We start from the raw sequence: 14,054 nt of genomic DNA, 5'->3' as shown, positions 1-14,054 counted from the left end.
GCAAGGTGGGCGATGTGATCGTGCGGGTGGACCCGCGCTACTACCGCCCCACCGAGGTCGAGACGCTGCTGGGCGACCCGACCAAGGCCAAGACCAAGCTGGGCTGGGAGCCCAAGATCACGCTGCATGAGTTGGTGCGCGAGATGGTGCAGAGCGACTACACCAGCGCCAAGCGCGATGACCTGGTCAAGCAAGCCGGCTATCAGGCTTACGACTATCACGAGTAACGTCGCCAGCATGAGCCTCCCACCCGCGGCGATTGGAAGCGCCACATGCTGAGGTCCCTCGCTGCTTTAGGCACCTCCATCGGACTGAAGGCGGTGGCCTCGATCGCGATTTTCCTCTTAGCCGGGGCACTGTGGGAGGCCAGCGTCTTCGGCAGCTTCATGTACTGCTTCGCGGTCGCAAGTGTGCTGATGATCGGTTGCGAGTACGGCTTTACCAACCAGCTACTCAAAGATGCTGCACCGAGGGGCGGGGATTTTGTGACCAGCCTCTTCCGGGCGAAGCTGTTCCTCTCGGTTGCAGTGTGCCTGGCGGCACACTTGGCGCATCTGCTCGTCGCACCGCTGCACAACGGCTATTTTCTGCCGCTCTTCTACTCACTGCTTCTGACCTCTTTTTTTGACTTCCTGAGCACCACGCTAAAAGCACGCCTCAAAATTGCAGCAGACTTCCACCTAACCACCTGGACCACTGCGCTGCACGCTGTTTGCGGTGCATCGTTGCTCATGGCAGGCTCAGGCGCCGTTGAGTTAGCCTATGGCTTTCTAGCTACGCGCTTTTTGGCCTTCTGTGTAGCAATCTTCGTTTTTATACGCGCCCTGGGAATGAGTCCTTTTGGCACCCTCAGTTGGAAGCCGCGATCGGATCTCGCGCCTATTAAGACTGGTGCCGCCTATGCAGTTGACACTGCCGTCAACGCGGTGCTGAACGTTGCGGACGGCATCCTCTTGACGCACTTTGCCGGCAACGCAGCCAATGGCACGTATCAAGCTGCGGCAAGACTCAACCAAAGCGTTCCCATTGCTTTCTCCGTACTAACTTCATTTTTTCTGCCGCGACTCGGCGGCGCCCCCACGCCCCTCCAGTTCAGGCAACATTCGCGTCGCTTCCTGTATCTGACCGGAGGTGCATGGCTGCTGATCGCAGCATTGTTCGGCGCTGCTTGGATTCTGTACCGATCTTTTCCGCCACAGTCTCCGCTCCGTGCCGCAGCGCCATTGCTGCCAGGCTTGGCCGCAATTGCCTTGATTCGATTCCTCTGCGGCTGGATGTCAACCCTGCTGATCGCCAGAAACATGCAGCGGTACAAGACCGCAGCCTACGGCGCAGCACTGGTTCTTATCGTGATCAGCAGCGCGTTCAGCATCGAGGCGTTCGGTAGCCTCGGCATCGTCATCTCTTACGGTATGGGCTTTGCCGTGTGTTTCGCAGCCATGGCGCCCGCCACTTTCAAAGCATATACATACAACCGCGCATTATGAAAATCTATCTTACGGGTGGATGGGGTTACGGGAACAAGGGCGACAACGCAATCTTTGAAGCCATGATGGAGTCGATGCGGAATGCCTATCCGGGCTGCACTTTTGAAGTCAGCTCGTTTGATGTGGCAGAAACGCAAAAGCACCATGGGCTCACTGCGCTTCCGTCCGTGCATGTTTATTTGACAAAGAAGGCTCCTCTTGGCCTGCTGCGATGGGCCGCACTCGCCATCTGGCACGTTACGGGCTTTGAGTTCGTACTGCCCCCGTCAATCAAGCGTCACCTTAATGCGATGCGGAACTGCGACGCCGTGGTGCTTGGAGGCGGAGGCTACATCAACGATGACTGGGTCGATATGCTCACTTCCCGCTTCGTCGAAATCCAGATGGCAACAAGTCTGGGTAAGCCTGTGGTTATCTATGGTCAGACGTTGGGACCCATCGGGAAGTCCTGGACCAAGCCGCTGTTCAAGCACTTTATCCATAAGGTTACTCGTATCGCATACCGTGACGAACAGTCGCGAAAAGTATTGGACGCAGCCGACTATCCCGCCGCACGTATGACGCTCACTGCTGACGAAGTCAACTTAGTCAGCATCAAGGATCTTCGGCAGCCTATGCCGACCGACGTGCTGAACGTTGGAGTAATGGTGCAAAAACTCCGACCGCACCTCGGGCCGAGCGGCCCGAGCCCACGGGGGAGAATCGCTACTCCTGAGCAGTACGTCAAAGAAATCAGCGACGCATTGCTCAATGTTGCGGACAACCATACGGTTCACTACCACTTCATACCCAGCACAGGATGGGATGAACCGGTCTGTCGTAAGGTTTACGAGCGAATCAAGGAAAAGTGCGCCGCCACCTTCTACCCGGATCCGCATATTTCTGACTTCATGTCGGTGTGTCAGCATGTGGATTTAATGGTCAGCACGAACATGCACCCCATTATCTTGGCATCCACCAACGGCAAGCCATCGGTAGCGCTGTCGTATCACTACAAGCTGGACGACTACATGGCTTCAATTCAACAAGGCGATAGCCTCGTTAAAATTGATGATTTTGATTCAAGAAGCCTGGCTGCGCTCGTCTCTAACACGATCACAACGAGAAAACCTCCAGAACTTGCCTCTGTCAAGGATATGGCGCGTCGAAACATTGAACTCCTGACCCAGGCTCTGAGGCGATAATGGACACGGTTCTGCAGGCATTCATTTTTTTGGCGGCGGTGCCATGCGCGCTTATTGCCATAAAGAAAACACGCTCGATCATCAACCCAGTGACGTTGATGATTGGGTTGTTTTTCGTGCCGATGTTTTTTGCAGCCTTTCGATTAAGCGGATTACAATCTTCCACGTGGGACTATGAAACCTACGTAGCGCTGATTTGCACTATTGGCACATGGCTAATCATCCCCACGCTAGCAATTGCCCTCTTTTACAAGAAAGCCACCCCGACAGCGCCAAGAAATCGAGAGGCGTTCCTTTACGCATACAGGTCGTTTTCTCTACTGGTTATCTCTTTTTATTTCCTCGGGAACCATCTTCAAGCAGGGATGCTGCTACCGATTTTTCACCCAGAGGTGGCATTCGCAATTCATGACGAGTTTCCCGGAGGGGTTCGCTTTTTTGCGCGCGCCACTCCAGCAGCGGCCGTCCTCTCGTATTTGGCATTTTATCACTACCGCCGAAAGATTGACGTAGTTATATTCCTCGCGCTTTTTTTGACCCCACTTTCTCGACTATCTCGTATTGACCCCGCCATCACGATTATCGCCATTGCGCTCATTTACCCGATCGCCCCCCTTTTTAAGCAAACCCTACGTAACTACACAGTTATCGCAGCCAGCCTCATCGCGCTCCTCCTGGCGGGCTCGGAACTGGGAAATCAGCGACAAAATAGATTTGGCGAGTACGAGTTCAAGTACGCCGAAATGATTAAGTGGAAGCCGGAGGCGGTTGGCCCTTCCGAAGTATGGCCGGTTTTATACGGATATACAGCACTAAGCTTCGAAAATCTGGATGCAACAATCGCAAGCCACAACGGGCGCTTCACGTACGTACTATACAGCTTTGACTGGCTTTACTCTGGCTTTCTCAAATTAAACTGGATCACCCCTTACGAGCGCGCTCGCTACGAGAACTTTCAGCGGGAGATAATTTCTGGAGCTGCTACGGTTCCCACCGCCCTCTTCCCGTTCTATAAAGATTTCGGACCAATCGGCTTGATTATTCCTACCCTCCTGTACATGGGGGTGCTGCTTATCTTCTACACACGCACACACTCCTCGACATTTGTTGCGCTCTACGGCTTGTATGCGGGCGCTTTCGGCCTAGCTTCATTCCAAGCACTTGTGGCGGCCAGCCCCATCATTCAGCAGCTGGTATGGATTTTACTGATCTGCGCCTTTGCAAATCGATCCAGCCTGCAAACCACCAAAGAAAATGCGAACTCTCGCAATACTAGTCAACTGGCGTAGAGCAAGCGACACTATTGCTTGCATTGAGTGCCTTGTAAAAAACACAGGTGGCGAACTAGACATCGCCGTCTGCGACAACGCCTCCCCAGATGGCTCATTTGAAGAAATTTACTCCCATCTCGCCGAGAACTACACAGCAGTTAAGGTCGACCAAGCCAGGGATGTTTTTCATTTCTCTAGGAGGGAAGTTCTGATCGGGCTCGTTAGGGCGCCTGCGAACCTTGGTTTCGCAGGCGGCAACAATTTAGCCTACTCGACCTTCAAACTAGCCAGCTATACTCACTACTGGTTCCTTAACAACGACACCGAGATCGCAGAAGGGTGCTTATTGGCAATGCTACAGAAGTTCACGGCTAGCGAACGCCGGGTCGGCATGTGCGGCAGCACCATGGTGTATTTCCACGATAAGCGGACCGTGCAAGCTTTGGGCGGCTCTACATATCGACCGTGGGCGGGCACAATGCGAGAGATCGGCAACGGTACAAGCTGGCCTGCGTCTGTGAACGAAGAGGCGATCGAAGCCGAGATGAGTTATGTCTGTGGGGCGTCAATGCTCGTCAGCGCAGAGCTCATTCGCGACGTCGGTTTGATGCGCGAGGATTACTTCCTCTTCTTTGAGGAAATCGACTGGTGCGAGCGCGCGCGTAGGGCTGGCTACAAGCTCGCCTACGCCAGCAACGCTATCGTGTATCACAAAGAGGGGGTGGCCATAGGAACCGGCACCGGAGCCAAGCGTAGCTTGCTGGCAGAGTACTACGGCATGCGTAACCGTTTATTGGTTGCATGGCGCCTCTTCCCCTGGACGTTTCCGTCTGTCTGGTTGATCGGCTGGCTGCAAGTAGCCCGCCGTGCCCTCCAAAGGCGCCCCGCCAATGCATGGATCATGGCCAAGGTGCTGTGCGGTCTGGGCAAACGGCCAGTTTGACGCTTCATCCCATGCGCAGCCGTCCCATCATCTTCTCCATGTACTTCTCTTACGTCGCGCATTCAGGCGGCGTGATCGATGTTGCTCGCAATGTGCTGGCGGGTTTCAAGGCGGCTGGCGTAACGGGCTATCGGGTGCTGGAACCCTCTTCGTCCATCCACAACAGCAAGCTGCGCACACTGCTTCGCTTTCTCTGCGACATGTGGCTGAGCGTGCGCTTCTACTTCAGCCCCGTGGTGTTGCTGTACCCAAACTACTTCTGCACGCCCCTGCCGGGCGCCCGTTCCCGCAGCGTGGTGGTAGTGCACGACATCATGTTCAAGCACTACCCGGCGTACGTCAGCCCTGCCAAACGCTTGATCTTGGATCTCAGCTACCGCATCGTTCAGAAGCGGGCCCATGGTGTGATCTTCATCAGCAAGGATTCCGAGCGCGACTTCATCCGCACTTATGGTGAGCCGCGCCGGTACACCACCATCTACAACCCGGTGGTGTTGAAGGGAGCCAGCCCGGACACAGTGCGCACGGTTGGCCCTGTCGACAAGCCGTATGCGATCGCCAACTTTCACTACTACCCGCACAAGAACCTGGAGGGCCTGCTTCGCTTGTTCGATCAGCTGCACGAGGCATGGCCGGATTTGCAATTGGTGTTCACCGGCAACAAGCCGCCGCAGTTCGACGAGCTGATCCGGAAGTCCCGGACACCAGAGGCCATCTGTCACCTCGGCTTCCTGCCGAAGGAGCAAGTCATGGCCGTGGTGCGCGATGCGGCCTTCTTCATGTCGATGTCCCAGTTTGAGGGCTTCAACATGTCTGCGGCCGAGGCGGCCCTGCTCGGCAAGCCACTCATCCTGTCTGATCTGCCCGTGCACCGGGAGCTGTTTGCAGACTGCGCGCAGTTCGTGCCACTCAGCACCGATGAGGTCGACGCGCCAGCCCTTGTGCGCTTTGTGCAGAGCCACGTGGCGCACGCGCCCGCTTTTGCTGCAGCAGTCGCGCCGGAGGTGGCCGCGGCGCAGTACCTGACGTTTGTGAATCAGGTCGCTGCATGAGGTGGGTGGCCGTCTCGCTTGTCGCGCTCGCCAGCGTTATGGGATCAAGCGCAGCGCAAGCCGCCACGTTCTATGTCTCACCCGAGGGCTCGGACAGCAACAACGGCAGGGCAAGGCTGGCTGAAGGGCCCGCAACGGGCCCCGTCTCATCCGTTGCGCGGGCTGTGGCGCTGCTGCGCACAGCCCGGGCTGTGCGCACAGAGCCGGAGCCCGATCAGATTGTTCTGCTGCCCGGCAGATATGCGCTGAGCGAAACGCTGATCTTGCTGCCCGAAGACAGCGGCAGCGCCGAGGCGCCACTGACGATTCGCGCAGAGCAGCCCGGCACGGTTTGGTTGACTGGAGCAGCCAAGCTGCAAGGCTTTCAACCCGTAGAGGGCCAACCTTACCTTCGGACGCAGGTGAACCTCGAGCGCGGCTTCCATGTCTTGTGGGTGAACGGCAAGCTGGCTGTGCGGGCACGCAGCCCCAATCGGGGCAGTTACTTTGCTGGCGCGGCGAATGTGGTGCCCGCCATCGCGGGCGACCGTCTGCAACGCCCACGCAATCCCTACAACGTGATCAACACCCAGAAGGTCATCTTGCCCGCCGAGGCCCGCCAGGCCCTCGCGGCAGCGCGTGCACCTGAAGACATGGCCGTGCTGGTAGCGCTCCATTCATGGACATCCTCGGCCCACCGCATCGTGTATTGGGATGATGCAAAAGGCGCCGTGACGGTGCAGCCTGAATCACTCTGGTCGTTTCTTCGCTTCGGGCCCGACCAGCGTTTTGCGCTTGAGAACCTGCCTGAGTTCCTGGATGAGGCGGGTGAATGGTGGCTCTCACCGAAGGGCGAATTGCGTTACCTCCCGCGCGCTGGGGAGGCAACCGCGTCGATTGTGGCTGAGGCGCCGCAGCTTGAACGGCTTGTGTGGCTGCAAGGTACCGAGCGGCGCCCAGTTCAGCACGTGCGCATTGAAGGGCTGCGCTTCGCCCACAGCGCAGCATGGACGTCGCCCTATATTGACAGCCAAGCAGCCACATCGGTTCCAGCCGCCGTGGTGGCCGAGCATGCCAGACACATCCAAATCACAGGGTGCCGCTTTGAGAACCTGGGCGGCCACGGGCTGTGGATGCGCCGGGGTAGTCAGTTCAACACCGTGCGCCATAACGTGTTCGCGCAGCTGGGCGCCGGGGCGATACGGCTAGGCGAGGTGAACATGCCCGGCAGCGACGCTGACCGGGCACAAAGCAACCAGATCACCGACAACCTGATCGAAGACACGGGCCTGCTGTTTCCTGGTGCGGTCGGCATCTGGGTGGGCCAGAGCGGTGGCAACCTTGTTGCCCACAACGAGCTCAAGCGCACTTCGTACACAGGCATCTCGCTAGGCTGGACATGGGGCTTTGGAGGCAGTGTCGCCAAAGAGAACATCGTTGAGTTCAATCTGCTGCGCCATATCGGTCAAGGCTTGCTCAGCGATCTCGGAGGCATCTACACCCTGGGCATCAGCCCGGGCACGGTGATTCGCTCGAACTTGATCGAGGACGTACGCTCGTTCCGAAAGCAGGGTTCCACCGCGTGGGGCATCTACCTTGACGAAGGCAGCAGCGACATCGTGGTTGAGAACAACTGGGTAGCCGGTACCACCGGCGGTGGCCTGCATCTACATTACGGCAACCGTAACACGGTACGCAACAACGTGTTTCGCGGGGGCGACGTGGCTCAAGCCCGCCGCAGTAAACGGGACGACTCTGCACTTGCGCTGGAGCGCAACGTGTTGTGGGCGGACGGCCAGCCCACGTGGGAGCGGGAATGGCTGGACGACGAAATCACCACGCTCAGCAACATTGTGGTGACGAGCGGGCCGCCACCGCGCACGACCCAAGGCCGCACGTTGCAAGAGCTGCAACAGGCAGGCAAGGAGCAGAGCTCAGTTTGGATCAAAGCAAAGGAGGCGGCCTGCTCACCCGAGGTGTGCCGGCTACCCCCCGCCGCATTGCGGGCGACGGGCTTTCAGCCCTTCAGTTTGAAAGCTGCTGGGATACGCGATCCGGGCAAGCTTCCGCGCTGATCCCATCCGCTCGCCCCCACTCCTGCGGCAGCGAAGCCAACCAGTCCTTCAAGGCACTTTCGAGCGTGAAGACGTAAGGGTAGCCCTCTCTGGTTAACACGCCCGGCACGATGTTGTTTGAGCGGATGAGCTTGCGGATCCGCACCGTGTTGATGGATGAGTTGATGCGCAGGATGCCCGTGAGTATCTCGATGACGCGCGCCGCCAGCATCAGCGCCCAGACCGGAATGGAGGGGACAATGGCCTTCTTGCCGGACACCTTCTGCACGGTCTCCACGTATTCCTGCATGGAGGGGCCAGGGTTCATCGTCATGTTGGCCGTCATGACGGATGGGGCTCGCGTGGCCTGACGCTCATGCAGCCACCACATGGCATGACAAAGCTCTTTGACGTAAATGCCCGCCTTGCGTGTTTGCTGATTGCCGGCGTAGACGAAGAAGCCCTTCGTCAGCGCTTTGACAAGGCGTGACACGTTGCCGCCCTCGCCCGGGCCAAACACCACGCCGGGGCGAACGACCAGCAGACGGCGCTGGTGCTGACCACGGTCGCGCCAAGCGGCGTGAATAAGCTCGGCCGCCAGTTTCGATGAACCATAGGCGGTTTCTGGCGTGGGAATAGCCGTTTCGTCCTTTGGCTCTTCCGTGGGGCCGTAAGGCGAAATGCTGCTGGTGAAGAGGATGTCTTCGCAGCCAACATCCTCAGCGTAAAGGCATACGTTCTTCGCGCCGGGAATATTGGTATCGAAATACTCCCAATGCTCATGGCCCGGCTCTCGATGGACCGCAGCGAAATTGGCGATGAACTGGACCGCCACTCCCTGTCCGGCAATATCAGCCCGGATCGGCTGGCGCACATCGCAATGCACGTATGCCACGCGGCGCCCGGCGCCAAGATCGTCCTTCACGAACACATGGGCGATGTGTTTCTCGGGCGGCTTGATATCGGCAAGCACCACTTTGTCGAAACCTGCCTTGTCGAGCAGGAACCGTGTGAAGTGCAGGCCGATAAAACCGGTCCCCCCGAAGATGACTGCTACTTTCATTTGCTTGCCTCAACGGTGAGCAGACGGTCGATCAGACCATCCAGGGTGAATTGCTTGAGGAGGGCATCTGATTCGGCCCGCGTGGCACGTGGACGCCGAATCACCTGCTCAAAAGCGGCAATGGTGGCCCCGGGCGCCCAGTTCGTGCACGCCACGCCGGCTGGATAGCTGTTGACCAGGCGCTCCAACTCGCTGGCTGGATCGGTAATACACAAAAGCCGGGTGCCCGCTGCGATGATGTTGGGCATCTTCGAGGGCAGAGAGCCATCCGACGTACCCGTGTCTTGGGGCACGACCTGAACGTCAGAGCGTTTGAGAAGGGCGGGCAACAGTCGCGCATCCACAAGGGGATGGAACGCCAATCGCTCATGCGACACGGTTGCCTTGAGGCGCTCGAAAACAGGGCCCTGGGAAAACACGCGCGCTTGCCAGTCTGGATGGCGCTCGAGCACCTCCAGCATCAACGCGACGAGTTTGTCCGGCGCCTGTTTTTCGCCCAGCGCGCCAGAATAAACCAGGGATTTAAGTCCGGGTTGGAAATAGTGGTCGAGCTCGGCGTCTGCGCCCGGCGTGTCGTCCGGAATGGTGACGAAAGGGTAATGGACGGACGTTCGCCGTACGTCAAGCCCGTAAGTGTCTACAGTGACGTCTCGCATGGTCTCGGAGAGGAAAACCAAGTGATCGCACGCAGCAAACGCGCGTCGCTCGACCCAACCGATGGCCGATTGCAGCAACTTGGCCGCAGTACCGGACTTACGGGCCGCATACACGCCCTGCAGGTCATGGACGATGCCAATGATCTTCGCACCGCGGCGGGCGAGCATCGGCACCACGAGCATGAACAGGCTGGGAGGGAACACAGCCAGAACGCGGTCGGCATTGCGCCCGACCTTCAACATCTGCGATGCGCAGTGAAGCAGGTACCAGGGCTCCAGAACAGCTCGACGCAGTAGCGGCTTCTGCGGGTACTTGATCCACGCCCCACCTCGCAAGGCCTCAACACCTGGCAATTCGCTCGGATCGCGCTGAGGGACCCAATCAGGATAAATGGGGTAGGAGCATATGGCAGCCACCCGCGCCCCACGGCCAGCTAGCCCCTGGGCGACCAGACCGTTGTACTTCCCGGTGGAGATGGGCTCCGGGTAGAAAAATGGCGAAAGAATCAGTATCTCTTGTTGCACTACGCTGCTTCCCTGTGCGGCCATACGTCAGGCGGATGCACGCCCGCGTGTAACCGGGGCCCTCCGGCCCCGGTAACGCTTTAGCCAGTGAGCATGATAAGCGGCTTGCAACTTTCAAGCCTACCCCCACTCACGGGTTACACAGAGTGTCACATCTTCATGATGCGCGTGTGACCTACGATTCGTTGGAGATGGCCCATTTGCCAACGCAGGGGGTGCTCGTCGTCGCTGCGTTGGAGATGAAGTAGAAGGCGCGGGTTCGGGTCCAGGCCTCCGAGACGGGCAACTGATTGTTCAGACTGAAGGTAGTGTTGTTGGCATAGCGCACAACCATCGACCAGCGCGGCGCTGCCCCCTGAGTGGAACTGATCGTGATCGTGATCCACTCACCGACCGGCAGGGGGGCTACGACCTGGCCTCGCACCACAACCCCACGCGAGCCAGAGAACACGACGGACGGCCCCGTCAGGAAGGGCGAAACGCCCGGATCTCTCCACTCGTGTATGAACTCGGTTGCAGCGTCAACCTTCAGAGTGAATGTGGCGGTTGTGGTGCCAGTTTGATAATCAGCTTCAAGGTAGCCGAACGGCTCCCAGCGGTTGGACATGCCGGCGCTATCGTTAAACGCCAGGCAGCGTTCGCCGACAGAATTCTGCGCAACCGCAATCACCTCGGGGCGGTCCGCCGGCACGACCCGGAACCCCACTGGGCGCGAGCCCAAGGTTGACTCGGCAGCATCGAAGATATGGCCTTTACTCCTGCCCCAGATGAGTGACGGGCTGTCTACGGGGGTGACACCAACGGAAGACCAGCTGGACGCCAGGGGCTGCGAAAACGTTATCGGCGAGCCACTCTCAGTGATGATTGGCACGTCCAGCTTTGAAGCGGCGCTAATCAAGAGTCCATCGACGATCTGACAGCCCGAGCCGCACAGCTCAGGCAGTGTTTGCAGCGCCACGTACTGGCGCGCAACCTTGTTGCCTCCAAAGGTCAGCGCAGGCGTACCCGTGCCGGCTGTGAAAGACAGGAACGACGACACAGAAGGGAAAAGCCGGTTGTTGAGCAAGCGTGCCTGCAAACCGGACTCGACGCGGCCAACCTGAAGCTCGGCTACGCGCCCGCCCGCAAACACGTTGTTGGACACCGTGTTGTCCTGCCCGTAGTGAAGCATGTAGCCGCCATGATCCGAGTTCAGCACGATGTTGCCGTCAACCAGGATGCGCGACGAGCCTTCGTCGTTGTAGATGCCCCAACCACCCACGCCGTAGTTGTTGAAGGCCTGCACGCCACGAATCACATTGCCCTTGATCTCGGTTCCAGGCGAAGTGCCCAGCGTGTAGATCGCCCCCCCGTCGCTCAGCGAACCCTGCATGATGTCGTACAGGAAGTTGCGATTGATCTGGTTGCTATGAGACGGGCTGGGGCCATAACCCCAAGTCCAGCCGACAGAGATACCGGTGTACGTGGTGTCGCCGATCAGGTTCTCTTCGACCGTGTTGTTGGCGGTCTGTCCCAGCCACACGCCCACAGCGCCAGGGAACTGGAAACCGATGGCATGGATTCGGTTGCTGCGGACGGTGTTGTGTCCGGTAGCTGTTTCGCTCGCAGGCTGATTTGCCAGGCCGATCCGGATACCGCCCGCACCGGTGTCATACACCTCGCAGTTCTGGACGACGGAGTGGCGGACATTGTCTCGCAACCAGATGGCATAGCCCCCTACTCGTGAGACTTCGCAATGGTTGATAGCGACGTGCCGGGCCGACCGCAACAGAATCGAAGCCCCGACATCGACAGCAGCCTGCTGATCGATCAGGCCGGCAGCCGGCAGCGTGTAGCCAGCATGACGGAAAGTCAGCCCCGAGAAAACAATGTACTCGGCCCATTGACCCGTGGCCGCGTTGCCGCGCACTTCAAGCAATGTGCTGATCGCGGGCACATCGAGCACAACATCCTCCGAGCGCTCTGCCAGGGTGGGCAGATAAGTCAAGCGCCGTGTGACCGGATGGAAGTACCACTCGCCCGGGGCATCCAGCGCCGTGGGAACGTTCTCGATGAAGTAGCGCTGATGCGCGCCCTTCCTCAGGAAAGCCCAGCGTGAGACAGGGCTGACAAGAATTTCGTTGCCTGCGTTGGTTGCGACCACACGATGATGGCTGGTGGTCCAGCTATGGGCGGCAACCAATACGGCGGCGTCTCGCTCTGCGGTGCTCAGCCCGCTAAGCAGATTCAGCGCGGCGGGTTCAGAGACAAAGGCCTGTCGGTCAACAGGTGATGTGGCCACCGCAGCATCACCAGGCCAGGACGAGACGGTACCTTTGACGAAATAGAACGAACCCACATTCGGCGAGCGAGCCCTCGTGGCGCGGCGGCCATTGACCCAGAGCTGATCGAATGCGCTGAGGCCGGAAGCGGACAGGTCTAACTGCACAGGGCTGACACCCCCGTGAACCGCGCGAGATACCACCATCCGGCGGGCGCCGGAAATCACGACGCCGCCTTTGCTTTCTGCCTCGATGATGACGGGAGAGTCCGCCCGCCCGGAATGTGCCGCCGTCCATGTCCACGGTTGCGACAGCTGGTACTGTCCATTCTTGAGGATCACGCGCAAGGGCAGACGCCCTTCGCCCTTTCTCATCCATGCGCTGTTGGCGATGCCTTCAGGCAGCTCCTCCAGCCGGGCCACAGCGGCGCCGTTGGCCTTCATCAAGGGCGGCGAAACGACGATGCCGAGGCCATCAGCGGTCGGCGATACGTTATACAGCTCGTATTGAGGCGACTGAACGCCCCCCACAACCTGCGCTCGCTCGTCGCGATTCTGCCCCTCGCCACCAGTCGCCTCGCCAGCGCCCGTGTTTGCCCCTTGGGCTGTGTCATGACTTTCGGACGAGCCTCCGCCCCCGCCGCCACATCCGGCAAGCAGCGCAGCACTCAACAAAAGGGCACCAGCGGCAGTTAGTGTCGAGAAACGAGTGGACATACTGAGCTCACGTAAAACTTGCCGTAGTTTTCGGCATGTGAGCGCGGCAAGCATATCGACTCCGTCACGGTCGGAACGGACGATACAAAGTGTTGCAACGGCCCTGGGGGCGCATACGCGACAAACGAACCCGCAGGAAACAAAAAAGCCTGCCGAACGGCAGGCTTTGCACTAGTGGCACGCGGCTCAGGCCGAACGCCCGTAGTTGTCCTGGAAGCGCACGATGTCGTCTTCGCCCAGGTAGCTGCCCGACTGCACCTCGATGATCTCCAGGGGGATGGCCCCGGGGTTGATCAGTCGGTGCACCGTGCCCAGCGGGATGTAGGTCGACTGGTTCTCGGACAGCAGCACCACCTTGTCACCCACGGTGACCTCGGCCGTGCCGCTGACCACGATCCAGTGCTCGGCGCGGTGGTGGTGCATCTGCAGGCTCAAAGACGCCTTGGGCTTGACCATGATGCGCTTGACCTGGAAGCGCGGGCCCATGTCGATCGAGTCATACCAACCCCAGGGGCGGTGCACACGGCGGTGCAGCGTGCCCTCGGTGCGCGAGGCACCTTCCAGCTTGGCCACGATCTTCTTCACGTCCTGGCTCTTGCTGCGGTCGGCCACCAGCACGGCGTCAGGCGTCTCCACCACCACGACGTTGTCCAGGCCCACGGCGGCCACCAGTCGGCTGGTGGCATGCACCAGCGTGTCCTTGCTGTCTTGCATCAGCACGTCGCCCTGGGCGGCGTTGCCCTGCTCGTCATGGGCGCTGACCTGCCACACGGCATCCCATGCGCCCAGATCCGACCAGCCCGCATCCAGCGGCACCATGCGCACCACAAAGCCGCTTTCCGGCTTGGCCGGGCACTGCTCCA

The 14,054-nt window shown here is 59.3% G+C and carries 11 protein-coding genes; 7 read left to right on the top strand and 4 right to left on the bottom strand.

Features of this window, described 5'->3' with window-relative positions; all coding sequences use genetic code 11:
• The 7 genes from GTZ97_RS16275 to GTZ97_RS16245 form a co-directional block, all read left to right on the top strand.
• Positions 1-227 (top strand): GDP-mannose 4,6-dehydratase (locus GTZ97_RS16275; RefSeq protein WP_201748137.1); only part of this gene is annotated, 227 nt, incomplete at its 5' end.
• Positions 228-272: 45 nt separating this feature from the next.
• A complete protein-coding gene (locus GTZ97_RS16270) occupies positions 273-1,487 on the top strand; it encodes a lipopolysaccharide biosynthesis protein (protein WP_161652029.1) in 1,215 nt (404 codons plus the stop codon).
• A complete protein-coding gene (locus GTZ97_RS16265) occupies positions 1,484-2,671 on the top strand; it encodes a polysaccharide pyruvyl transferase family protein (protein WP_161652027.1) in 1,188 nt (395 codons plus the stop codon). Before GTZ97_RS16270 ends, GTZ97_RS16265 begins: the two co-directional genes overlap by 4 nt.
• The gene (locus tag GTZ97_RS16260; protein ID WP_161652025.1) at positions 2,671-3,960 is read left to right on the top strand and encodes an O-antigen polymerase; all 1,290 of its coding nucleotides are present in this window, start codon (positions 2,671-2,673) and stop codon (positions 3,958-3,960) included. Before GTZ97_RS16265 ends, GTZ97_RS16260 begins: the two co-directional genes overlap by 1 nt.
• Positions 3,926-4,885: a glycosyltransferase family 2 protein gene (locus GTZ97_RS16255; RefSeq protein ID WP_161652023.1), complete on the top strand. Its 960-nt coding sequence runs from the start codon at positions 3,926-3,928 to the stop codon at positions 4,883-4,885. The genes GTZ97_RS16260 and GTZ97_RS16255 overlap by 35 nt, the downstream gene beginning before the upstream one ends.
• A gap of 11 nt (positions 4,886-4,896) precedes the next feature.
• Positions 4,897-5,937, top strand: coding sequence for a glycosyltransferase (locus tag GTZ97_RS16250; protein ID WP_161652021.1), 1,041 nt, complete (start codon positions 4,897-4,899; stop codon positions 5,935-5,937).
• A 5-nt stretch (positions 5,938-5,942) separates the two neighbouring features.
• Positions 5,943-7,991: a right-handed parallel beta-helix repeat-containing protein gene (locus GTZ97_RS16245; protein WP_161652020.1), complete on the top strand. Its 2,049-nt coding sequence runs from the start codon at positions 5,943-5,945 to the stop codon at positions 7,989-7,991.
• Here GTZ97_RS16245 and GTZ97_RS16240 read toward each other — a convergent pair.
• The 4 genes from GTZ97_RS16240 to GTZ97_RS16225 form a co-directional block, all read right to left on the bottom strand.
• Entirely contained in the window at positions 7,942-9,033 is a 1,092-nt protein-coding gene (locus tag GTZ97_RS16240) for an NAD-dependent epimerase/dehydratase family protein (RefSeq protein WP_161652018.1), read from the bottom strand. The genes GTZ97_RS16245 and GTZ97_RS16240 overlap by 50 nt on opposite strands.
• Positions 9,030-10,238, bottom strand: coding sequence for a glycosyltransferase (locus GTZ97_RS16235; RefSeq protein WP_161652016.1), 1,209 nt, complete (start codon positions 10,236-10,238; stop codon positions 9,030-9,032). The genes GTZ97_RS16240 and GTZ97_RS16235 overlap by 4 nt, the downstream gene beginning before the upstream one ends.
• Before the next feature lie 151 nt (positions 10,239-10,389).
• Entirely contained in the window at positions 10,390-13,245 is a 2,856-nt protein-coding gene (locus GTZ97_RS16230) for a right-handed parallel beta-helix repeat-containing protein (protein WP_161652014.1), read from the bottom strand.
• Positions 13,246-13,377: 132 nt separating this feature from the next.
• Positions 13,378-14,054: cupin domain-containing protein (locus GTZ97_RS16225; RefSeq protein WP_161651239.1), on the bottom strand; the 677-nt coding region annotated here is incomplete at its 5' end.

The organism is Aquabacterium fontiphilum (genome assembly GCF_009909205.1).
GTDB classification, from domain to species: domain Bacteria; phylum Pseudomonadota; class Gammaproteobacteria; order Burkholderiales; family Burkholderiaceae_C; genus Aquabacterium; species Aquabacterium fontiphilum.
The sequence above is the reverse complement of the archived record's forward strand: the minus strand, read 5'-3'. Positions and strand labels throughout refer to the sequence as shown.

What these genes read in the sequence shown, in the direction of transcription:
- GTZ97_RS16270 (WP_161652029.1), top strand. Translation starts at nt 273, where the DNA reads ATGCTGAGGTCCCTCGCTGCTTTAGGCACCTCCATCGGACTGAAGGCG.
- GTZ97_RS16265 (WP_161652027.1), top strand. Translation starts at nt 1,484, where the DNA reads ATGAAAATCTATCTTACGGGTGGATGGGGTTACGGGAACAAGGGCGAC.
- GTZ97_RS16260 (WP_161652025.1), top strand. Translation starts at nt 2,671, where the DNA reads ATGGACACGGTTCTGCAGGCATTCATTTTTTTGGCGGCGGTGCCATGC.
- GTZ97_RS16255 (WP_161652023.1), top strand. Translation starts at nt 3,926, where the DNA reads ATGCGAACTCTCGCAATACTAGTCAACTGGCGTAGAGCAAGCGACACT.
- GTZ97_RS16250 (WP_161652021.1), top strand. Translation starts at nt 4,897, where the DNA reads ATGCGCAGCCGTCCCATCATCTTCTCCATGTACTTCTCTTACGTCGCG.
- GTZ97_RS16240 (WP_161652018.1), bottom strand. Translation starts at nt 9,033, where the DNA reads ATGAAAGTAGCAGTCATCTTCGGGGGGACCGGTTTTATCGGCCTGCAC.
- GTZ97_RS16235 (WP_161652016.1), bottom strand. Translation starts at nt 10,238, where the DNA reads ATGGCCGCACAGGGAAGCAGCGTAGTGCAACAAGAGATACTGATTCTT.
- GTZ97_RS16230 (WP_161652014.1), bottom strand. Translation starts at nt 13,245, where the DNA reads ATGCTTGCCGCGCTCACATGCCGAAAACTACGGCAAGTTTTACGTGAG.